19 protein-coding genes are annotated in these 20,796 nt (G+C 59.8%); all 19 read left to right on the forward strand.

Going from position 1 to position 20,796, the window contains the following annotated elements:
• Nucleotides 1-98 precede the first annotated feature (98 nt).
• The 19 genes from ACTJKF_RS19735 (at nt 99) to ACTJKF_RS19825 (ending at nt 20,789) form a co-directional block, all read left to right on the forward strand.
• Nucleotides 99-1,421, forward strand: coding sequence for an aromatic ring-hydroxylating oxygenase subunit alpha (locus ACTJKF_RS19735; RefSeq protein WP_175007083.1), 1,323 nt, complete (start codon nt 99-101; stop codon nt 1,419-1,421).
• The gene (locus ACTJKF_RS19740) at nt 1,411-1,959 is read left to right on the forward strand and encodes an aromatic-ring-hydroxylating dioxygenase subunit beta (RefSeq protein WP_071336077.1); all 549 of its coding nucleotides are present in this window, start codon (nt 1,411-1,413) and stop codon (nt 1,957-1,959) included. The genes ACTJKF_RS19735 and ACTJKF_RS19740 overlap by 11 nt, the downstream gene beginning before the upstream one ends.
• Nucleotides 1,960-1,970: 11 nt before the next feature.
• The gene (locus tag ACTJKF_RS19745) at nt 1,971-2,294 is read left to right on the forward strand and encodes a bifunctional 3-phenylpropionate/cinnamic acid dioxygenase ferredoxin subunit (protein ID WP_046548424.1); all 324 of its coding nucleotides are present in this window, start codon (nt 1,971-1,973) and stop codon (nt 2,292-2,294) included.
• The gene (locus tag ACTJKF_RS19750) at nt 2,291-3,502 is read left to right on the forward strand and encodes an NAD(P)/FAD-dependent oxidoreductase (protein WP_440625359.1); all 1,212 of its coding nucleotides are present in this window, start codon (nt 2,291-2,293) and stop codon (nt 3,500-3,502) included. Before ACTJKF_RS19745 ends, ACTJKF_RS19750 begins: the two co-directional genes overlap by 4 nt.
• The gene (hcaB, locus tag ACTJKF_RS19755; protein ID WP_440625361.1) at nt 3,503-4,351 is read left to right on the forward strand and encodes a 3-(cis-5,6-dihydroxycyclohexa-1,3-dien-1-yl)propanoate dehydrogenase; all 849 of its coding nucleotides are present in this window, start codon (nt 3,503-3,505) and stop codon (nt 4,349-4,351) included.
• A complete protein-coding gene (gene bphC / locus ACTJKF_RS19760) occupies nt 4,348-5,220 on the forward strand; it encodes a biphenyl-2,3-diol 1,2-dioxygenase (protein WP_071336081.1) in 873 nt (290 codons plus the stop codon). Before hcaB ends, bphC begins: the two co-directional genes overlap by 4 nt.
• 15 nt (nt 5,221-5,235) lie before the next feature.
• A complete protein-coding gene (locus tag ACTJKF_RS19765) occupies nt 5,236-6,078 on the forward strand; it encodes an alpha/beta fold hydrolase (RefSeq protein WP_440625364.1) in 843 nt (280 codons plus the stop codon).
• A gap of 80 nt (nt 6,079-6,158) precedes the next feature.
• Complete coding sequence (locus ACTJKF_RS19770) at nt 6,159-7,784, forward strand: 3-(methylthio)propionyl-CoA ligase (RefSeq protein ID WP_440625365.1); 1,626 nt, start codon at nt 6,159-6,161, stop codon at nt 7,782-7,784.
• A 96-nt stretch (nt 7,785-7,880) separates the two neighbouring features.
• Nucleotides 7,881-8,660, forward strand: a complete 780-nt coding sequence (locus ACTJKF_RS19775; protein ID WP_046548418.1) for a 2-keto-4-pentenoate hydratase — start codon at nt 7,881-7,883, stop codon at nt 8,658-8,660.
• A gap of 29 nt (nt 8,661-8,689) precedes the next feature.
• Nucleotides 8,690-9,640, forward strand: a complete 951-nt coding sequence (locus ACTJKF_RS19780; RefSeq protein ID WP_440625366.1) for an acetaldehyde dehydrogenase (acetylating) — start codon at nt 8,690-8,692, stop codon at nt 9,638-9,640.
• A 12-nt stretch (nt 9,641-9,652) separates the two neighbouring features.
• Complete coding sequence (gene dmpG / locus ACTJKF_RS19785; RefSeq protein WP_440625367.1) at nt 9,653-10,675, forward strand: 4-hydroxy-2-oxovalerate aldolase; 1,023 nt, start codon at nt 9,653-9,655, stop codon at nt 10,673-10,675.
• Nucleotides 10,676-10,859: 184 nt separating this feature from the next.
• Nucleotides 10,860-11,624: an OmpW/AlkL family protein gene (locus tag ACTJKF_RS19790; RefSeq protein ID WP_046548415.1), complete on the forward strand. Its 765-nt coding sequence runs from the start codon at nt 10,860-10,862 to the stop codon at nt 11,622-11,624.
• Between the two features lie 47 nt (nt 11,625-11,671).
• The gene (locus ACTJKF_RS19795; RefSeq protein ID WP_440625370.1) at nt 11,672-12,433 is read left to right on the forward strand and encodes an enoyl-CoA hydratase-related protein; all 762 of its coding nucleotides are present in this window, start codon (nt 11,672-11,674) and stop codon (nt 12,431-12,433) included.
• A 4-nt stretch (nt 12,434-12,437) separates the two neighbouring features.
• The gene (locus tag ACTJKF_RS19800) at nt 12,438-13,523 is read left to right on the forward strand and encodes a phosphotransferase family protein (RefSeq protein ID WP_440625371.1); all 1,086 of its coding nucleotides are present in this window, start codon (nt 12,438-12,440) and stop codon (nt 13,521-13,523) included.
• 34 nt (nt 13,524-13,557) lie between these two features.
• Complete coding sequence (locus tag ACTJKF_RS19805) at nt 13,558-14,769, forward strand: acyl-CoA dehydrogenase family protein (protein ID WP_175765259.1); 1,212 nt, start codon at nt 13,558-13,560, stop codon at nt 14,767-14,769.
• 166 nt (nt 14,770-14,935) lie between these two features.
• A complete protein-coding gene (locus tag ACTJKF_RS19810; RefSeq protein ID WP_440625373.1) occupies nt 14,936-17,017 on the forward strand; it encodes a 3-hydroxyacyl-CoA dehydrogenase NAD-binding domain-containing protein in 2,082 nt (693 codons plus the stop codon).
• A 14-nt stretch (nt 17,018-17,031) separates the two neighbouring features.
• Nucleotides 17,032-18,210, forward strand: a complete 1,179-nt coding sequence (locus ACTJKF_RS19815) for an acetyl-CoA C-acyltransferase (protein ID WP_085043579.1) — start codon at nt 17,032-17,034, stop codon at nt 18,208-18,210.
• Nucleotides 18,211-18,260: 50 nt separating this feature from the next.
• On the forward strand, nt 18,261-19,046 hold the full coding sequence (locus ACTJKF_RS19820; protein WP_440625374.1) for an SDR family oxidoreductase: 786 nt from the start codon (nt 18,261-18,263) through the stop codon (nt 19,044-19,046).
• A gap of 582 nt (nt 19,047-19,628) precedes the next feature.
• Nucleotides 19,629-20,789 (forward strand): IS30 family transposase, encoded by a 1,161-nt coding sequence (locus ACTJKF_RS19825; RefSeq protein ID WP_440625376.1) that lies wholly within the window; start codon nt 19,629-19,631, stop codon nt 20,787-20,789.
• Nucleotides 20,790-20,796 lie beyond the last annotated feature (7 nt).

The following is a 20,796-nucleotide window of genomic DNA, read 5'->3' on the forward strand; positions in this document are numbered from 1 at the left end:
TGTTCGAGTAACGGAAATGCGCGCGACGCTCACACCAACGGCCGCATACCGCAATAAGAGCCGATGCTTCGCCATGGGCAACTATCTAGGAGACGCAAGTGCCTGATACCACCATTCAAGGCTACCCAGCTTCTGCGCTGTTCGACGAAGAAGCGGGGACGATCAGCCCACTGGTCTACTCCGACCAGGGTATCTACGAGCAGGAACTGGACCGCATCTTCGGGCGGTCGTGGCTGTTCATCGCTCACGAGAAACATATTCCCAAGACCGGGGATTTCTTCTCCACGTACATGGCGGAGGATCCCGTCGTTGCAGTTCGGCAAAAGGACGGGTCGGTCGCCGTCTTGCTCAATCAGTGTCGTCATCGCGGCATGAAGATTTGCCGTGCGGATCAGGGCAACGCAAAGGCATTCACATGCAGTTACCACGGTTGGGCCTATGGGATTGACGGCGCTCTCGTGAACGTCCCGTCAGAGGAGCACTACGGGCCGTGTTTCAACAAGGAAGAATGGCCTGCCAGGCGCGTCCCTCGAGTTGAAAGCTACAAGGGCCTGATCTTCGCCAACTGGGACGAGCATGCGCAATCGCTGAAAGAATCGCTCGGCGACGCCGCGCTGTATCTGGACGCACTGCTCGATCGGTCGCCTGCCGGTACGGAGCCGATCGGCGGGATCTACAAGTGGGTCATCCCCTGCAACTGGAAGCTTGCCGCCGAGCAATTCGCTAGCGATATGCACCACGCGGTCATGTCGCATGTGTCTGTGCAAGTTGCGACAACACCGGAGTATGCGGGCAAGGAACTGCCGCTGCCGGGGCGTCAACTGTTATCGGACCAAGGACATGGCACGGGCTTTTTCCTGGCCCCGGGCCTTCATGAAGACTGGATTGTGTCGCAGGCTGGCCAGCGCGAGCCGGGATACGATTCGGCGGCCCTTGCCCAGCGGCATGCCGCTCACAATGCCGGCGTGAGTGCGGTGACCGCGCAACACATGACCGTGTTTCCCACGTTCTCATTTTTCGGGGGCGTGCACAGCTGCCGCGTCTGGCATCCGCGTGGCCCTGGCGAAATCGAGGTCTGGGCGTTCTGTCTGGTCGATTCCGACGCTTCACCTGCCGAGAAGGAGCAGCTCCGGCAAGCCACGTTGCGTACCTTCTCGCCCGCAGGAACCTGGGAACAGGACGACGGCGAGAACTGGGTCGAGATCCAGCGCGTGCTGCGCGGACATCAGGCACGCCGTACAACCATGAGCATCCAGATGGGTAAGGATATGAATCCCGCTGCGGATCCCGTATTCCCCGGCACTGTCGAGGGCTGCTACAGCGAGGAGGCCGCGCGGCGACTCTATGGCCACTGGCTCAAGTTGATGTGCATTCCGACGCAAAACGATACGTGCGCCAAGGAGGCCGGCCATGGTTGCTAACGAAATCGCTGCGACGCGCGCGAACGCCGTTTCGGCAGCAGAGCACTTTGCGATCGAACAGTTCCTCTTTCTCGAAGCCGAGCTTCTCGACGACAGAAACATCGCGGAGTGGATCGAGCTGATGGCCGACGACCTCCGTTATGTGATGCCGATCCGCCGCAACGTGGGGCCGCGCGAGCGAAAACTGGAATGGACCAGTCCTGATGAACTCGCGTACTTCGACGAAAGCAAGGAGAACCTCAAGCTTCGTCTGCGCAAACTCCAATCGGGCGCTGCATGGGCCGAGGAGCCGCCGTCTCACACGCGGCATCTGATCACGAACGTACGCGCAAGCGCTGCCGGGCAGGGTGAATACCTCGTCCGCTCGAACTTCCTCGCGTATCGCAGCAGGTCGGAACGACAGACCGACTATCTGGTCGGGGAACGCCATGATCGCCTGCGCTGCGTCGATACGGACGCGGGATTTCAGATCGTCAGTCGGCGCATCTTGCTCGATCAGACGACGTTTCTCGCGAACAACCTCAGTTTCTTCCTTTGAGGGTGAGCGCAATGTCGTTTACCGATGTTTGCTCAGTGTCGGACATCCCGAGCGACGCCGGGTTGAGGATCGACGCCGGACCCGAGGCGGTCGCCGTGTTCAAGATCGACGGCGATTTCTACGCGATCGAGGACAAGTGTCCGCACGGCGACTGGTCCTTGTCAGACGGCTATCTGGATGACGGCCTGATCGAATGCAGCCTGCATATGGCGAAGTTCTGCGTGAAAACCGGGAAGGTCTGTGCGCCGCCGGCGATACGCGACGTCAAAGTGTTTCCGATCAAGGTAGTGGGTGACCGCGTACTGATCGATCTTGAACCTGAGGCCGGCATATGAAACAGCCGCTTGCGATTGTTGGTTCGGGCCTCGCAGGTGTACGTGCGGCGCAGACGCTTCGTGCCAATGGGTATAGCGACAGGATCATCCTGGTCGGCGAGGAGGCCCAGCACCCGTACGAGCGACCAGCGTTATCCAAGGAAGCACTGTGCGGGGGCGCTCCGCCGGTGCTGTGCTCGACGGAAGACCTGAATACGTTGGAGCTCGACTGGCGTCGAGGGGCGCGCGCGGTGTCGATTGACGGAGGCGTACTCGCGCTTGACGACGGTACGTCGGTGGCAACCGACGGCATTTTGCTGGCGACCGGCGCCCGGGCTCGCAAGGTTGACTTGCCCGGGGTGTCGTTGCCAGGCGTCCATACGCTACGCGCGCTGGATGATGCGTTCGCGCTTCGAGACGCGCTGGCGGCGCAGAGCGAGATCGTTGTCATCGGTGGTGGCCTGATTGGGTGCGAGGTGGCCAGCACCGCGCGGAAAGCTGGGCATGCGGTAACTGTCGTCGAGTCTGGCGAGGAACTGATGGAGCGTGCGCTCGGGCGAATGATGGGGCTTTGGGCGCGGGTCCAACTCCAGCAACTCGGTGTGGTCGTTCATCGATCCGCGACGGTCGCTTCGATCGAAGGCGATGCACGGGCGCGCGGCGTGAAATTGTCGAACGGCGCGTACTTGCCGGCTGACGTCGTTGTCCTGAGTGTGGGAGCCCAGCCATGCGACGAACTCGCACAAGCCGCAGGTGCGGCGTGTATGCGCGGCGTGGTCGTCGATGCCGCTGGCCGCAGCACCATTCCTGGAATCTTCGCTGCCGGTGACGTTGCCTCGTGGCCGCTCGTGGAAGGCGGGCGCCGCTCTCTCGAGAGTTTTCTCAACAGCCAGGCGCAGGCGGCCGTCGCAGCATGCGCAATGATCGGGCGCGTGAACGAGCAGCCTCAGACCGCGCTTTCGTGGACCGAAATCGCCGGGCGAAAGATTCAGCTTGCAGGCGATCTCACCGGCTCGGGAGAGATGGTCATTCGGGGCGATGAGACAGGCGCGTCCTTTTCCGTATTCCGCGTATCGAATGGACGGGTGGCGGGTGTTGCGACAGTCGACGCCCCGCGTGAATACGCAACGGCCAAACGGCTCGTCGAGTCGCGAATCGCGGTGCAGACCAATCTACTGGCCGATTCCTCTACCGAGCTTCGCAGCTTGCTTAGCTACAAGGTGAACTAAATGAAAAAACTGGAAAACCAGGTTGTGCTGGTGACAGGCGGCGCATCTGGCCTGGGCCGCGCCATCGTCGAGCGGTTCGTTTCGGAGGGCGCGCGGGTAGGCGTGCTCGACCGCTCGGCTGATCGGATCGCCGAAATCCGCGATGCACTCGGTAATGCTGTGATGGGCTTCCAGGGCGATGTTACGTCGTATGAGGACAACCTTCGCGCAGTGAATGGATTGGTCTCTCAGTTCGGCCGCCTGGATTGCGCGATCGGGAACGCCGGGATTTGGGATTTTAAGACCGCACTGGTCGACCTCTCGGAAGACAAACTCTCTTCGGCGTTCGACGAATTATTCGCCGTGAACGTGAAGGGCTATCTTCTGCTCGCCAAGGCCGCTTTGAAGGCGCTGGTCGAAAGTCGCGGCAGTCTGATCTTTACGGCATCGAACGCGTCGTTTCGGTCGGACGGTGGCGGCGTCCTCTACACGGCCAGCAAGCACGCAATTCGCGGCATCGTTACGCAACTCGCTTTCGAATTGGCGCCGTTCGTCCGCGTCAACGCCGTTGCTCCGGGGGGAATGATCACGAACCTCAGCGGCGTGAAGTCGCTCGGACTCTCGGAGGCCACGATTCCGGCGGAGCCGTTCGTCGAAATGGCGCGCCATGTGGTGCCTATCGGTCATCTGCCGACGCCGGCCGACTACACCGGCGCCTATGTTTTCTTTGCGTCGCGCGAAGACAACGTGCCGGCGACGGGAACGGTCCTGCGACACGACGGCGGGTTGGCCGTTCAAGGATTTATCGATTGCCGCGGTGGGGCCGGCTTGCTCGAAAAACTTTCAATCAATCAGGAGACAGTCGCATGAAGGTGCAATCGTTGGGTTATATCGGAATCGAGGCTTCCGACTTGTCCGCCTGGAAACAGTATGCGACCGAGTTCCTGGGCTTGATGCCTGGAGAAAATGGCGCGTCCGGCGATCGCTATCGTATCGATAACCGCCTCTGGCGGATTTCGGTTGAACAAGGTGAGCGCGATGACATCGCCTATGCCGGATTCGAACTGGAAGGGCCGGAAGCACTCGCGCGTATGGCCGGACACCTGCGGGACCTGGGTTACGGCGTCGAAAGCGATTCCGGCGAACTCGCGCGCAGCCGGCAGGTTCGCGGGCTGGCACGTTGCACCGATCCGTCCGGCTTGCAAGTGGAACTGTACTGGGGCGCGACCGAACGCGGCGAAGCGCCGTTTCGATCGGCGCTGGTCGACGGTTTCGAAACCGGCGACCAAGGGCTTGGGCATATCGTGCTGCTCGTTCCCGACGTCAAGGCGGCGCTCAAATTCTACTGCCAGGGATTGGGCTTCAAGCTGTCCGACATCATCACGATGCCGATCGGTCCCGACCGCACGCTCGAACTGCATTTCCTTCACTGCAACCCGAGGCATCACACGTTGGCTTTCGCCGAAATGCCGGCTCCGAAGCGCCTCCAGCACTTCATGTTGCAGGTGCCGTCGATCGATGACGTCGGCTTCGCGCTCGATCGCGCAGAGCAGCAGAGCGTGCCGGTCACGATGACGTTGGGTCGCCACACCAACGACCAGATGGTCTCCTTCTACGCGAGAACGCCGTCAGGATTCGAAGTCGAATACGGCGCGGGAGCGGTGAGCGTCGACGAGTCGTGGACGGTGGTGAGTCACGATCGAATCAGCTTGTGGGGCCATCACCGTACCGGCCAGTGAAATTGGGAGAACAACATGAGTGAAGTGAATTTCCGCAGCGCGTTTGTCGAGTTCGAAGGCACCCGAATCCACTACCAGGAGGCCGGTGAAGGTCCGGCTCTGATCATGCTTCAGGGATCGGGGCCGGGCGCGTCCGGGTGGTCGAACTATAGCCGGAATGCACCGTTCTTCGCGCGCAGCCATCATGTCATCGTGCCTGACCTTGCCGGATGGGGCAAATCCGACATGAGGCCGATTGGCGTATCGATTCCGGGCTGGTGGGCGAACTCGATTCTCGGTCTCATGGATTCCCTGTCCATTTCTCAGGCCGACATCATCGGTAATTCGCTCGGAGGAATGATTGCTCTGAAGATGGCCTTGACTGCTCCGGACCGTGTCGGCCGGCTCGTGCTGATGGGACCGGCCGGCGGCTTCCCGACGCTGGGCCAATGGCCCACGCCCGCGATCCGCACGTTGGCGACCGCCTATGAGGGCGATGGCATTACGGCGGAAAAGGTGAAGAGCTTCATCAGCGAGAGCCTGTTCGATCAATCCGCGATCACGGACGAACTCGTGAAGGGCAGATTGGAGGCGGCGATGGACCCGCGCATCATTGCTCAGCCACCGATGCGCCTCGAGTCAGGACAACCGTTTGAAGAGCTTTGGCGAGATCCGGGCCTTGCCACGTTGCCGCATGAGACGCTGATCATCTGGGGGAGGGAGGACCGCGTGGTTCCGCTCGATACCGGGATGATCTATTTGAAGCGCATCCCCAATGCGCAACTCAACACCTTCCCGAAGTGCGGCCACTGGGCGCAGTGGGAATGGGCGGATCGGTTCAATCGAGTCGTCTCGTCCTTCCTCTCGGAAGTGCGTTGACGAGCGCGCGACAAGCACTGGACGGCCGACGGGAACACGATGCCGACGGCTGTTGAATCACGACCTAACTGGGATTTTCCATGGCAATGACAGGCCGGATGATGAGCACGCCCCTGCTCATCTCTTCGATCATCAGGCGCGCGGCGCGATACAGCGGCGGCGTCGAGATTGTTTCGCGCGGCAGTGACGGCGGCATTCATCGCTATACCTATCGGGAGTGCGAACTCCGCGCGCGTAAGCTGGCCCAGGCGTTGGAGGCGCTCGGCGTGCGACAAGGCGATCGCATCGGCACACTGGCATGGAATAGCTATCGCCATCTGGAGCTTTACTACGCCGTTCCAGGGGCGGGTGCGGTCTGCCATACCATCAATCCACGATTGTTTCCCGAGCAGATCGTCCATATCGTCAACGATGCCGAAGACACGTACGTGTGTTTCGACGTTCAATTCCTGCCCCTCGTCGAGGAAATCGCAGGACGGTGCCCAGGAGTCAAGGCATGGATCATGATGGCCGGTCGCGAGGACATGCCCGCCGCTAGCAAGGCTTCCTTGCTCTGCTACGAAGAATTGATCGGTGCGCAGGATGGAAATTACGAATGGCCGGTGTTGGACGAGAACCTCGCATCGGGCCTCTGCTATACGTCAGGTACGACCGGCAACCCGAAGGGTGTGCTGTACTCGCATCGTTCAACCGTTCTGCATTCCTATGCTTCAGCATTGCCCGATTCGCTGAATTGTTCGGCGTCGGAGGTCATCATGCCGGTGGTTCCCATGTTTCACGTGAATGCATGGGAGCTGCCGTATTCCGCGCCTTTGGTCGGCGCGAAGCTGGTGCTTCCGGGGCAAAGGCTCGACGGCGCTTCCATCTACGAGTTGATCGAGGGCGAGCAGGTTACCTACTCCGCGGGCGTGCCGACCGTGTGGCTCGGCCTGCTCGAACATGTGCGATCGAACGATCTGAAGTTTTCGACATTCCGTCGAACAGGTATCGGCGGGTCGGCCGTCTCCCGATCGATGATTCGCGCCTTCAAGGAATTGGGTGTCGACGTGGCTCATGGCTGGGGCATGACGGAGACATCGGCGATGGGCGCAAGCTGCACGCTGCGGCGTCAGCATGCCGGGCTTTCCGAATCCGAGCAAGAAAAGGTCCTCGAGAAGCAAGGTGCCGTGATTCCGGGCATAGACATGAAGATCGTGGACGGCCAGGGTCACGAGTTGCCCTGGGACGGCAAGACGGCGGGCGATCTGTTTGTTCGCGGCCCGTGGATCATAGATTCGTACTACGGCAACGACACGTCTCCGCTGGAGGATGGCTGGTTTCCCACTGGCGATGTGGCGACGATCGATGCGGACGGCTACATGCACATCACCGACCGCAGCAAGGACGTCGTCAAATCCGGAGGCGAATGGATCTCGTCGATAGACATCGAGAACATCGCAGCGGCTCACCCGGCGGTACATATGGCCGCGTGCATTGCCGTGCGTCATCCGAAATGGGGCGAGCGCCCATTACTGGTCGCGGTGAAAAAAGCCGACGCGAATGTCAGTCGAGATGAATTGCTGCAGTTTTTTGAAGGCAAGGTTGCGAAGTGGTGGGTTCCGGACGATGTGGTTTTCGTCGATGCCATGCCCATGACCGCGACCGGGAAATTTCAAAAAGCCGCACTGCGGGAGCAGTTCAAGGAGCATCGATTGCCGACGGCCTGAATTTCGAAGCTTGTCGACGAAACACACCACCTGTTCCAAGGCTGCGGAATGAACGCCGGTCCGCGCCGAAGATCCTGGTTGACGAGGGTTGGACGCATGTCAGATTTGTCTATTCAGCAAGCCGCGGATGCCTTGCACGAAGCCCGCAGTACGCGTATCCCGGTTTCCAGGATTTCGGAAAGGTTCGGGATCGAAAGTCTGCACGACGCGTATCGGGTAGCGGCGATCAACACGAACCGTGCTGTCGAAGCGGGGAAGCGAATTTGCGGGAAGAAAGTTGGCCTGACATCGGTTGCGGTCCAGCGACAACTCGGGGTCGATCAGCCGGATTTCGGTGTCCTGTTCAGCGATATGGAGTTTGTCAGCGGCGCAGACATTCCGGTTAGTCGCCTGATTCAGCCCAAGGCCGAGGGCGAGGTGGCTTTCGTCATTGGGCGCGACCTGACCGAGGAGCTGAGCTGGGGCCGATTCCTGCATGGCATCGAGTACGCATTGCCCGCGATCGAGGTTGTCGACAGCGCGATCGAGAACTGGAGCATCACGCTCGTCGATACGGTGGCGGACAACGCCTCGTGCGGCCTGTATGTCCTCGGAACGGATCCGAAACGCATTTCCGATCTCGATCTCGCTACTTGCCAGATGCGCTTCCTGAAAACGGACGAGCTTGTCTCGGAGGGGCATGGGGCCGCATGTCTGGGCCATCCGCTTCTTGCCGCCTGGTGGCTTGCCCGGACGATGCAACAACTCGGCGATCCGCTTCGCGCGGGCGATGTCGTGCTGTCGGGTGCGTTGGGGCCGATGTTCCCTGTACGCGAAGGCGACGCATTGCAGCTGGAAGTCGGCGGACTAGGCAAAGTTTCCTGTATCGCCGCGTAGGCGATCGATTTTAACGAGCGGGAGAATCCATGGCAGGCAAGTTGAAAGTCGCGATCATCGGGTCGGGCAACATCGGCACCGATCTGATGATCAAAATCATGCGACACGGTGATCATCTCGAGATGGGTGCGATGGTCGGCATCGATGCCGCTTCCGACGGTCTCGCGCGTGCGGCACGCATGGGCGTCGCGACGACGCACGAGGGCGTCGAGGGGCTTACGCGCCTGCCGGTGTTCGGTGACATCGATATCGTCTTTGACGCGACGAGCGCGGCAGCGCATGTGAAGAACGACGCATTCTTGCGGGGGCTCAAGCCAAACGTTCGCATGATCGACCTGACGCCGGCCGCGATCGGCCCGTACTGCGTGCCGGTTGTAAATCTCGACGCACACGTCAATACGCTGAACGTCAACATGGTGACGTGCGGCGGCCAAGCGACCATTCCGATGGTGGCAGCGGTGTCGCGCGTCGCAAAAGTGCATTACGGCGAGATCATCGCGTCCATTTCGAGCAAATCCGCTGGGCCCGGCACGCGCGCGAACATCGACGAGTTCACGGAGACGACGTCCAAAGCGATCGAGCAGGTCGGCGGTGCGGCAAAGGGGAAAGCCATCATCATCCTCAATCCGGCCGATCCGCCCCTCATCATGCGTGACACGGTTTACTGTCTGTCCGATTCGGCCGACGAAGAGGCTGTGGAGCGGTCGATCGAGGACATGGTCGCCGACGTCAATCGCTATGTGCCCGGCTATCGCCTGAAGCAACGGGTGCAATTCGATCGGATAGAAGCCGATGCACCTTTGAATATCCCTGGTGTGGGCGCGCGTATGACGGGGCTCAAAACCTCGGTGTTCCTCGAGGTAGAGGGCGCCGCGCATTATCTGCCGTCCTACGCCGGCAATCTCGACATCATGACCTCCGCGGCGAAGGCTTGTGCTGAGCGCATGGCTGCCGAGATGGTCGCCCATGCTACGACCTAGGGGAAACACGGCATGACACTCGGCAAAAAACTGTACATCTCCGACGTGACGCTGCGAGACGGTTCGCATGCGATTCGTCATCAATACAGCGTGCAACAGGCGGCGGCGATTGCGAAAGCGCTCGACGAAGCCAAGGTCGATTCGATCGAGGTGGCGCATGGAGACGGGCTGCAAGGATCGAGTTTTAACTACGGATTCGGCGCGCATACCGATCTCGAATGGATTGCCGCGGTGGCGGAAACGGTCAAGCACGCGAGGGTCGCGACGTTGCTGCTGCCCGGGATCGGCACGATCCACGATTTGCGCAACGCCTACGATGCTGGCGCTCGTATTGTCCGCGTCGCCACGCATTGCACCGAGGCCGACATTTCCAAACAGCACATCGAATACGCACGCGAGCTCGGGATGGAGGCGGTTGGCTTCCTGATGATGAGCCACATGACCACCCCGCGCGACCTTGCACAGCAGGCGAAGCTCATGGAGAGCTACGGGGCGACGTGTTGCTACGTGGTCGATTCCGGCGGCGCACTGGGAATGAATGACGTACGCGAGCGCTTTCGCGCCTTCAAGGACGTATTGAAGCCGGAGACCGAAACAGGCATTCACGCCCATCACAATTTGAGCCTTGGCGTCGCCAACAGCATCGTCGCCGTCGAGGAAGGCTGCGACCGCGTCGATGCAAGCCTTGCCGGCATGGGCGCCGGTGCCGGAAACGCGCCGCTCGAAGTGTTCATCGCCGCGGCCGAACGGCTTGGCTGGAACCACGGCTGTGATCTTTATAGCCTGATGGATGCTGCCGATGACCTGGTTCGTCCGCTACAGGACCGGCCCGTTCGTGTCGATCGCGAAACGCTGGCGCTGGGTTATGCAGGCGTCTATTCGAGCTTCCTTCGCCACTCCGAAAGCGCCGCTCGGAAATACGGATTGAAGACCGTCGACATCCTTGTCGAATTGGGGCGACGCCGCATGGTTGGCGGCCAGGAGGACATGATCGTCGACGTGGCGCTCGACCTTCTTCACGCTCGGCAGTCGTAGGGAACTTGGCGGTCCGGGGAGAGCTGCGGATCGGTCAAGCGAGATAGTTTCGATCGACAGAAATACTCGGAGAAGTACGTTATGTAATTCGTGATACTAAATAAATGCCGACGAATGATGGCCATTGAGAGCCCGGTCGGCACCTTTCGGGACTGAGGTCGCCGTAAAACGGAGGAGACGAAGTATGAGGAAGCAACTGAATTCGATCGCGCTGGCGATTTCGATGTGCGGTCTCGCGGGTACGGCGTACGCACAGGAGGCGGGAAGCGTTGTGGTAACCGGTGGCGCCGCGTGGATCGACATGAGGCAATCGAGCTCTCAAGAGCTGAAAAGCAGTTCCCAGTTCGGTACTTTCACTTCTCCTGGAACAGGCGCGGAAATTCATAACACCTTCACGGGAGAGTTCCTCGTTACCTACTTCGCAACGGAGCATATTGCGATCGAAAGTGCCGTGGGATTTCCTCCGAAGCTGAATTTTTTCTCCCAGGGCGTCGCTACCCCCCTTGGGCCTCAGGGGCCGGCAATGCCCGTTGGTGATCTGAAGCCGTTGGTGACGGCTCGGGTGTGGGCGCCGACATTGTTTGTGAAGTATTACTTTGGAAAAAAGGACAGTGTGTGGCGCCCATTCTTGGGTGTCGGCGTGAATTACACGTGGTTCAGCTCCGTCCAGGTTCATCCCGCATTCAGCGGGGCGCTCAGTCAGTTTGCCGGACCGGGTGGAAGGGTTGATGCATCAGCGAGCTCGTCGTGGAACCCAGCCTTCACGGCGGGCGTGACGTATCGCCTCAACGGTAGATGGTCCGTGCTGGGATCGATCACCTACATCCCGCTAAAGACGACCGGAAAATTCGATGCAGTCAGCGCCAACGGAACAACCGTTTTGAGCAATACAACACGAATCACGGCCAATCCCATCATCGGATTCGTTGGGGTTTCATATCGATTTTGAGCGGCGGCTCGAGTCTGGATGGGTATAGCGACACAGGAGATTTCACCGTGGACGACATAAAGGTCCAAGTTGACGGGCGGGTGCTCATCCTCATGATATCGAGGCCCGAAAAGAAGAATGCGTTGACCGGAGCGATGTACGGCGCGCTTGCGGATGCGCTTGAATCAGCTGCCGAGCGCGTGAACGCCGTCCTCATCCAATCTGATGGTGACACGTTCTCGGCTGGAAGTGACCTGAGCGAATTCTCCGCTGAAGCAATTCATGATGGCATCGGCAAGAGCCGTGGTGCGCGGTTTCTACGATGTCTGGCGACGATGGAGATTCCTGTCGTGGCCGCCGTACAAGGAAAAGCCATTGGTGTCGGCGCCACCATGCTGTTGCATTGCGACTACGTCATCGTTGCGAACGACGCGCAACTCAGCGCGCCGTTTGTCGACCTGGCGCTCGTTCCTGAAGCGGCGTCGGGCTACCTGCTTCCGCTCCGGGTCGGAAGCATTCATGCGTTCGAAATGATCGCGCTCGGCCGCTCTGTCGATGCGCAGACCGCCGTGGAATGGGGAATCGCCAATCGATCGGTGCCGGCTGACCAGCTTCGAGCGGAAGCGAAGGCGATTGCGGAGGTTATCGCTGCGAAGGCGCCGGGCGCGATCAGAGCGACGAAGCGGTTGATGAGCGAGCGCAGGAGAGTCATCGATCAAATGAACGCGGAATTTGATGCGATCGACAAGCAATTGACAGGGAACGAGTGTAGTGAAGCCTTGGCCGCGTTCAAGGAAAAGCGTCGTCCCGATTTCTCGAAGCTTCAATAACGTGATGGATAAAAGCAACACTGATACTCGATCGCATGAGGCCGCCATACGGCGATCCCCTGATTTCGACGTGCGGCGATTGGAATCGTGGCTAGGCGGAAATTTGCGTGGTTTTAGCGGGCCACTCGACGTATCGCAATTTTCGGGAGGCCAGTCGAATCCAACCTATTTGCTGACGACGCCATCCGCCCGCTATGTTCTGCGCCGCAAGCCGTCGGGCAAGCTACTGCCGTCCGCTCACGCGATCGATCGAGAATATCGCCTGATACGCGCGTTGAACGGATCCGCGGTGCCGGTCGCGCATGCGCACTGCTATTGCGACGACGTATCGGTAATCGGCACCGAGTTTTATGTCATGAGCTACGTGGAAGGCCGCGTGCTCTGGGAGCCCAGCCTTCCGGGCATGACGCCCAACGAACGCCGCCTGGTTTTCGATGAAATGAATCGCGTCATGGCGGCGCTGCATACGATCGATATCGACGCACTTGGTCTGCGCGACTTCGGGCGAACAGGAAGCTATTTCGAGCGCCAAGTGTCACGCTGGACCAAACAGTATCGCGCATCCGAGACGGGCCACATTGCGTCCATCGAACGATTGATCGAATGGTTGCCGCATCATCTTCCGAGCGCGGAACGGACGAGCCTGGTTCATGGTGATTTTCGCCTGGACAACATGATCTTTGCCCGGGATGAGCCACGAGTGGTCGCTGTACTCGATTGGGAACTCTCGACGCTTGGTGATCCGCTCGCGGATTTCGCCTATCTCTGCCTCGCGTGGCACTTGCCGGCGGCCGGTTCGCGCGGACTGGCGGACTTGACTGACGCCGACAAGGTTTCGCTGGGCATTCCGCATGAAGCTGAATTTGTGTCGGCGTACTGCCGCCGTACCGGCATTGAGGAAATTGGAACACGTGAGTGGAACTTCTACCTCGCCTATAACTTCTTTCGCGTGGCCGCGATTCGGCAAGGAATCATGAGGCGCGCACTCGACGGTAACGCAAGCAGCGATCAGGCATTCGAGCACGGCAGACTTGCTGCCGCGATGGGCGATCTGGGATGGGGTTGCGCAGAACGCGCGATGGCCGCTTGACAGTAGCACCGGCCGCAATTCGGAAGAGGAATAGATGAACTTCGAACCTTCGGAAAAGGTTAAGGACCTGCAGCGCCGTGTTTCGGCATTCATGCATCAATATGTGTACCCCAACGAGGAACGTTACGAGCGAGAAGTCTGCGACGGCGACCGTTGGCAGCCGATCGCGCTCATTGAAGAGCTGAAGGCGCACGCGAAGGACCAAGGTTTGTGGAATCTGTTTCTGCCCGATTCGGAACATGGGGCGGGACTGACGAACGTCGAATACGCTCCCCTTTGCGAAATCATGGGTCGGGTGCCATGGGCACCGGAGGTTTTCAACTGTTCGGCCCCCGACACAGGCAACATGGAAGTGCTGGTCCGTTACGGCACGCAGGAGCAGAAGAAGACGTGGCTCGAGCCGTTGCTGCGTGGCGAGATTCGCTCGGCGTTCGCAATGACCGAGCCACTTGTGGCCTCGTCCGATGCAACGAACATCGAGAGCTCGATCGTGCGTGACGGTGACGAATACGTGATCAATGGCAGGAAATGGTGGACTTCTGGTGCCAACGATCCACGCTGCAAGGTCTTCATTTTCATGGGCAAGACGGATCCTGACGCGGCAGAGCGCTATCGTCAGCAAGGGATGATCCTCGTGCCGCGCGACGCGCCCGGCGTGACGATTCTTCGCCATCTGCCGGTGCTCGGTTTCGACGACGCGCCGCACGGGCATGCGGAAATCGTCTTCGAGAACGTACGTGTGCCGGTAACGAACATGCTGCTCGGCGAAGGGCGCGGCTTCGAGATTGCTCAAGGGCGTCTCGGCCCCGGTCGTATCCATCACTGCATGCGCCTGATCGGTCTCGCGGAGCGTGCACTCGAAGTGACGTGTACACGTAGCCTTTCGCGAACGGCGTTTGGACGGGCAATTGCCGACCAAACGGTGACGCAGCACCGCATTGCCGACGCACGTATCTCGATCGACCAGACGCGCTTACTGGTGCTGGATGCTGCGCACAAGATGGACGCGATCGGCAATAAGGCGGCCGCACGCGAAATTGCGATGATCAAGGTGGCAGCGCCCAACATGGCATGCACGGTCATCGATTGGGCGATTCAGACCTGCGGGGGCTATGGAATGCAGGATCGCTTCCTGACGCACGCCTATGCTGCCGCACGGTCGCTGCGCATCGCGGACGGTCCGGATGAAGTGCATCGCAATCAGATAGGGCGAATGGAACTGGCCCGTTATCGGGGCTCGAGATGAGCGGCACTACAAGAATTTCGTGTTCGCCTTCAAAAAAGGCCGAACGTTCGAGTGTTTATTTGATTTTGGATCCAATCGAGCTGTCTGTATCGAACTGGCAGCGACATAGCTCAACCTGGATGCACGGTACCCCGTCCCGTGCGCCGCACATACAAAGGAAGGGAACATGACAGCGCACTACAGGGTGCACGATGACGTGGCGGTTATCACGCTCGATAACCCACCGGTCAATGGGCTCGGGCACACGACACGTCTCGCCATCGTCGAGGCAATGGCCGCAGCAGCAGCCGACGCGGGTGTACGGGCCATTGTCATTACTGGGGCAGACAGCGGCTTCTCGGCCGGAGCGGACATCCGGGAATTCGGCACGCCGAAAGCAACGCAGGAACCGAGCATTCATACGGTCATACGAGCGATCGAATCCAGCGCCAAGCCGGTTGTCGCCGCCATCCATTCGGTGGCCATGGGCGGTGGGCTGGAGTTGGCAATGGGTTGCCACTTTCGTGTTGTCACACCGGGTGCGCAGATTGCACTACCTGAAGTGAAGCTCGGCGTTCTTCCGGGAGCCGGGGGGACGCAGCGCCTCCCGCGGGCCGTCGGCCTCGAGGCAGCGCTCGACATGATCGTATCCGGCCGAATCGTACACTCGGAAAAACTGGCAGACACTGGCCTGTTCGATCTGATCATCGAGGGCGACCTGCTGACAGGCGCGGTGCGGTTTGCACAACAGGCTGCGGACCGGAACGAACTGCCGCGGCTGCGAGATCGCCGCATCGAGCATGTCAATCCGGACGGATTCCTGCAATTCGCGCGCAACACGATTGCAACTGCCAGCCGCAACTTTCCGGCGCCGCTCAAATGTGTCGACGCCGTGCAGGCTTCCGTCCAGCAAGCCTTCGACGATGGGATCAAGTTCGAACGCAAGCTGTTCATGGAACTGATGGACACATCGGAATCCCGAGCGCTTCGTCACGCCTTCTTCGGAAAACGTGCTGGTGCGAAGATTCCTGACCTGCCACCCGACACACCGGTGCGGACGGTAACGCAAGTGGCTGTCGTCGGCGCGGGCACGATGGGAGCGGGCATTGCGATGAACTTTCTCAGTGCGGGCCTCCAGGTCACGATTCTCGAGACGCGGCAAGACGCGCTCGAGCGCGGTGTCGCGGCGATCCGCAAGAACTACGACGACAACGCCAGAAAGGGCAAGCTCACGCAGGAACAGGTCGAGCAGCGTATGTCCCTTCTGACGCCGACACTCTCCTATGACGACCTCCGGCAAGCCGACCTCATTATTGAAGCGGTGTTCGAGGAAATGAGCGTGAAGGAAAGCGTGTTCCGGGCGCTGGATGCTGTCGCAAAGCACGGAGCCATCCTGGCATCGAACACCTCGACCCTGGACGTGGACAAGATCGCCGCGTTCACGAAGCGGCCTCACGACGTGGTCGGTATGCATTTCTTCAGTCCGGCCAACGTGATGGAACTTCTCGAGATCGTACGAGGTGAGAAGACCGCGCACGACGTGCTGGCGACAGTCATGAGTCTCGCCAGGAAGATCGGCAAGACGGCGGTGGTATCCGGTGTTTGCGACGGCTTCATTGGTAACCGGATGATCAATCAGTACCTGCGCCAAGCAGGCTATTTGCTGGACGAGGGCGCGCTGCCGGAACAGATCGATCGTGCGATCGAGAAGTTTGGCTTTGCGATGGGCCCGTTCCGCATGCTCGACCTGTCCGGCAACGACATCGTCTGGGCGATCCACAAGCGCCATGCGGTGGAAAGGCCGGATATCGTGTATTCGAAGACCACCCATCTGCTCTGTGAGATGGGACGGTTCGGCCAAAAATCCGGTGCAGGCTGGTACGACTACAAGGCGGGCGATCGCAAGGCGTATCCGTCACCGGCTGTCAATGACATGATCGTCCAGCAATCCAGAGATATTGGTCTGGAGCGGCGTGTGATTTCGGACGACGAGATCGTCGAGCGTCTTGTCTATGCGCTCGTGAACGAAGGTGCTCGGATACTGGAAGAGGGCATCGCATCGAAAGCATCCGATATCGATGTCGTTTATCTCACGGGCTACGGCTTCCCGATCTTCCGCGGCGGTCCAATGTTCCATGCCGACACCGTAGGCCTTTACAACGTGGCGCAAGCGACGCGCCGCTACGGCAAGGGGTATCGCGGCGAAGCGTGGCAAACGGCCCCGTCGCTCGAGCGGCTGGCCGAAGTGGGCAAAGGTTTCAACGATTGATGTGGAGCACGAATATGACTGAAGCAGTGATTGTTTCCACCGCTCGGACGGCACTCGCGAAGAGCTGGAAGGGCGCTTTCAACATGACGCACGGCGCTACGCTCGGCGGGCACGTCGTCAGACACGCGATCGAGCGTGCGCACATCGAGCCGGGTGAAGTCGAGGACGTTCTGATGGGCTGCGCCGTTCCGGAAGGCGCGACTGGCTGGAACATCGGGCGGCAGATCGCATTGCGTGCAGACTGCCCGGCGAGCGTGCCAGGTGCAACCATCAATCGCTTTTGCTCCTCTGGACTGCAGGCGATTGCGACGGCCGCGCAGCGTGTGATTGCCGGTGAAGGCGATATCTTCGTTGCGGGTGGTGTCGAATCCATTTCCTGTGTCCAGCAGGAAATGAACCGACACATGCTGAACGACGGCTGGCTTGAGAGGCACAAGCCCACCATCTACTGGAGCATGCTGCAAACCGCTGAAACCGTCGCCCGGCGTTACAACATCGGGAGAGATCGTCAGGACGAGTATGGTGTTCGAAGCCAGCAGCGGGCGGCGGATGCCGTTGCCGCCGGACGGTTTGCGGACGAAATCGTGCCGATCACCACAGTGATGGGCGTCGCCGACGCGAAGACCGGATCACTCGGCACGCGCGAAGTCACGGTGTCTGTCGATGAAGGCATCCGTGCCGATACGACGCTGGAAGGCCTTTCGAAAATTCGTTCTTCTTTGCCGGGAGGCGTGATTACGGCTGGTAATGCGAGCCAGTTCTCCGATGGTGCATCAGCTGCTGTCGTCATGGACGGCAAGCTGGCCTCGGCCCGCGGCCTGCAGCCACTCGGCGCATTCCGGGGTTTTGCCGTTGCCGGATGTGAGCCGGACGAAATGGGTATCGGGCCGGTGTTCGCCGTACCTAAGCTGCTTGCGAAGGCCGGTTTAACGGTCGATGACATCGGCCTTTGGGAGTTGAACGAGGCATTCGCTGTCCAGGTGCTTTACTGCGCCGACAAACTCGGCATTCCGATGGAGCGCCTCAACGTCAATGGCGGCGCCATTGCATTGGGACATCCGTACGGTGTTTCCGGCGCGCGCCTCGTCGGGCATGCGCTGTTGGAGGGTAAGCGCCGTGGTGCTCGATATGTCGTCGTTACGATGTGCATCGGGGGCGGCCAAGGCGCAGCAGGGTTGTTCGAAGTTTTTTGATGTCTGCGCAAGAAGCGTCGCAGAAACAGGAATAGTGCGGATTAGACACCATGGGTACGCTCAAACAATTATTCGATCTTTCAGGAAAAACCGCGCTCGTCACTGGCGGCTCACGCGGTCTCGGTCTTCAACTCGCCGAGTCACTCGGCGAACTTGGAGCGCGCATCGTTCTTTCTGCGCGCAAAACCGACGAGTTGCAAGAGGCGCAGGCGCATCTGGCGTCGCTCGGCATTGAGGCGGACTTCGTCGCAGCGGACGGTTCCATCGACGCAGATATTCATCGTCTGGCTGACGAGGCGCTCGCCAGGTTGGGTCGCGTCGACATACTCGTGAACAACGCGGGCGCGGTCTGGAGCGCGCCGGCGGAGGACCACCCGATCGAGGCATGGGACAAGGTCATGAACCTCAACATCCGAGGCCTCTTCCTGCTCACCCAGCAAATTGGCAAGCGGTCGATGATCCCGCGTGGATACGGCCGAATCGTCAACATGGCATCGATCGGCGGCCTCAGGGGAAATCCGCCTGATGCGATGAGCACCATTGCCTATAACGCGAGCAAGGGAGCGGTTGTCAATTTCACACGAACGCTCGCGGGTGAGTGGGGGCAATACGGCATCACGGTCAACGCGATTGCGCCGGGCTTTTTTCCGTCCAACATGACGCGGGGCTTGCTCACCCAATTGGGCCCGGACAAGGTTGCGGAAGGACTCCCATTACGGCGCATTGGCGATAGCGAGGATCTGAAGGGCGCCGTCGCATTATTCGCATCGGATGCAGGCAAGCACATCACCGGACAGATCCTTGCAGTAGACGGCGGTGCGACCGCCGTACTATAACCGCGATACGGAGAGATACGGATGCCGAAGTATCGGGTAGATTTGGAGATATTCGTTGCCGGGTAAAAATGGTGGGATCACATGGCTCCTGCGTCACCGCAGTACCGGAAAGACCCCGGAACAACCGGGCGCCAATGAAACCGGCACCTGACGACGCGTTTATACGGACGTTGGGTGGTGGACGGAAATGAAGGCGGTGCAAATTGCAAGTACCGGTGGACCGGAGGTGCTGACGCCAGTCGATCTCGAAGTGCGACGTCCTGGTATTGGAGAGTTCTAGTCAAGGTCGACGCTGTCGGGATCAATTTTGCCGACACGGTTCGTCGCCGCAGTGCGCCTTAAAGTCCGAGATGGTCATCTGTTGTGCGGTATTCCTGCTGCTGATGTTTGCTACTGGCGACTCGGGAGTGTTCGACCTCTCCCGGCTAGGGGCGCTCCTGAACGAGTTGAACTCGGGCGGTATGGCGTCGTTTCAGGCCTTGTCGGAGATCCGTGCCGCGCACATGGATGCCTGGTTTCAATTGCGGATTCAACCCGTCGATGCAACACACTTGAAGCTGCATAGCAGCAAGGAGTGTTGCCATGAAACAGAGACGGCGGATCTACTATACAGATACCCAAAAGGCGTTAATGTGGGAGCGTTGGCGCACGGGCGAGTCGCTGCAGCAGATCGCCCAGTTGTTTGATCGGAACCATTCCTCGGTACAACGGATTCTGGCGGAAGCGGGCGGCATACAGCCAAAGCAACGGCACCGTTCGAGATTGGCACTGACCCTTGCCGAGCGGGAGGAGATCTCGCGCGCGGTGATTGCTGGCGATTCGATTCGCGCGATTGCGAATCGAATCGGACGTGCTCCGTCGACCATTAGCCGCGAGCTCAAGCGGAACGGAGGTATGCCGGGCTATCGGGCGAACAATGCTGACGAACTTGCTTGGGAACGAGCCCGTCGCCCACAAATCTGTAAGCTCGTCAGGAACCGAGAACTTGCCCAGGTCGTGGCAAGCAAGCTCCGGCTGCAGTGGTCGCCCGAGCAGATCGCCGGTTGGCTAAAGCACGTGTACGCGGTCAACAGGGACTATCAGGTGTCGCACGAGACCATATACCGCAGCCTCTACATACAAGCTCGTGGTGCGCTCAAAAAGGAATTGCTCGAGCATTTACGGCGCTCGCGAGCTATGCGTCGTTCGCGTCATCACACGATGAAGACCGACGACCACGGCAGAATCTGCGACACCGTCCCGATTAGTGAACGCCCCGCGACCGTTGATGATCGTGCGATACCGGGCCACTGGGAAGGCGATTTGCTGTTCGGCAGCGCGAACAGCCAGATTGCCACGCTCGTCGAGCGTCAGAGCCGCTTCGTGATGCTGGTGAAGGTTGCCAGTAAGGATACGGAAACGGTCATCAACGCATTGATCCGACACGCCGGCAAGCTTCCTCATGAACTATACAAATCACTGACCTGGGATCGAGGCAAAGAGATGGCCGATCACACGCGTTTCACCGTGGCCACCGACATCAAGGTCTATTTTTGTGATCCGCAGAGCCCTTGGCAACGGGGCTCGAACGAGAACACAAATGGGCTCCTCAGACAGTATTTCCCGAAGGGAATCGACCTCTCGGCCTATTCACAGGCCACGCTCAACGCTGTTGCCAGGCGGCTCAATGAGCGTCCTCGAAAGACGCTAGACTTCGATACACCGGCTGAGCGCTTTCATCAATTCGTTGCATCGACGGGTTGAATCCGCA

It is taken from the genome of Burkholderia sp. 22313 (assembly GCF_052045245.1).
In the GTDB taxonomy this organism is placed as follows: Bacteria; Pseudomonadota; Gammaproteobacteria; order Burkholderiales; family Burkholderiaceae; genus Burkholderia.

Excerpts from the sequence above, each read along its gene's own strand:
- ACTJKF_RS19740 (WP_071336077.1), top strand. The coding sequence starts at position 1,411 with ATGGTTGCTAACGAAATCGCTGCGACGCGCGCGAACGCCGTTTCGGCA.
- ACTJKF_RS19745 (WP_046548424.1), top strand. The coding sequence starts at position 1,971 with ATGTCGTTTACCGATGTTTGCTCAGTGTCGGACATCCCGAGCGACGCC.
- ACTJKF_RS19750 (WP_440625359.1), top strand. The coding sequence starts at position 2,291 with ATGAAACAGCCGCTTGCGATTGTTGGTTCGGGCCTCGCAGGTGTACGT.
- hcaB (WP_440625361.1), top strand. The coding sequence starts at position 3,503 with ATGAAAAAACTGGAAAACCAGGTTGTGCTGGTGACAGGCGGCGCATCT.
- bphC (WP_071336081.1), top strand. The coding sequence starts at position 4,348 with ATGAAGGTGCAATCGTTGGGTTATATCGGAATCGAGGCTTCCGACTTG.
- ACTJKF_RS19765 (WP_440625364.1), top strand. The coding sequence starts at position 5,236 with ATGAGTGAAGTGAATTTCCGCAGCGCGTTTGTCGAGTTCGAAGGCACC.
- ACTJKF_RS19770 (WP_440625365.1), top strand. The coding sequence starts at position 6,159 with ATGGCAATGACAGGCCGGATGATGAGCACGCCCCTGCTCATCTCTTCG.
- ACTJKF_RS19775 (WP_046548418.1), top strand. The coding sequence starts at position 7,881 with ATGTCAGATTTGTCTATTCAGCAAGCCGCGGATGCCTTGCACGAAGCC.
- ACTJKF_RS19780 (WP_440625366.1), top strand. The coding sequence starts at position 8,690 with ATGGCAGGCAAGTTGAAAGTCGCGATCATCGGGTCGGGCAACATCGGC.
- dmpG (WP_440625367.1), top strand. The coding sequence starts at position 9,653 with ATGACACTCGGCAAAAAACTGTACATCTCCGACGTGACGCTGCGAGAC.
- ACTJKF_RS19790 (WP_046548415.1), top strand. The coding sequence starts at position 10,860 with ATGAGGAAGCAACTGAATTCGATCGCGCTGGCGATTTCGATGTGCGGT.
- ACTJKF_RS19800 (WP_440625371.1), top strand. The coding sequence starts at position 12,438 with ATGGATAAAAGCAACACTGATACTCGATCGCATGAGGCCGCCATACGG.
- ACTJKF_RS19805 (WP_175765259.1), top strand. The coding sequence starts at position 13,558 with ATGAACTTCGAACCTTCGGAAAAGGTTAAGGACCTGCAGCGCCGTGTT.
- ACTJKF_RS19810 (WP_440625373.1), top strand. The coding sequence starts at position 14,936 with ATGACAGCGCACTACAGGGTGCACGATGACGTGGCGGTTATCACGCTC.
- ACTJKF_RS19815 (WP_085043579.1), top strand. The coding sequence starts at position 17,032 with ATGACTGAAGCAGTGATTGTTTCCACCGCTCGGACGGCACTCGCGAAG.
- ACTJKF_RS19820 (WP_440625374.1), top strand. The coding sequence starts at position 18,261 with ATGGGTACGCTCAAACAATTATTCGATCTTTCAGGAAAAACCGCGCTC.
- ACTJKF_RS19825 (WP_440625376.1), top strand. The coding sequence starts at position 19,629 with ATGAAACAGAGACGGCGGATCTACTATACAGATACCCAAAAGGCGTTA.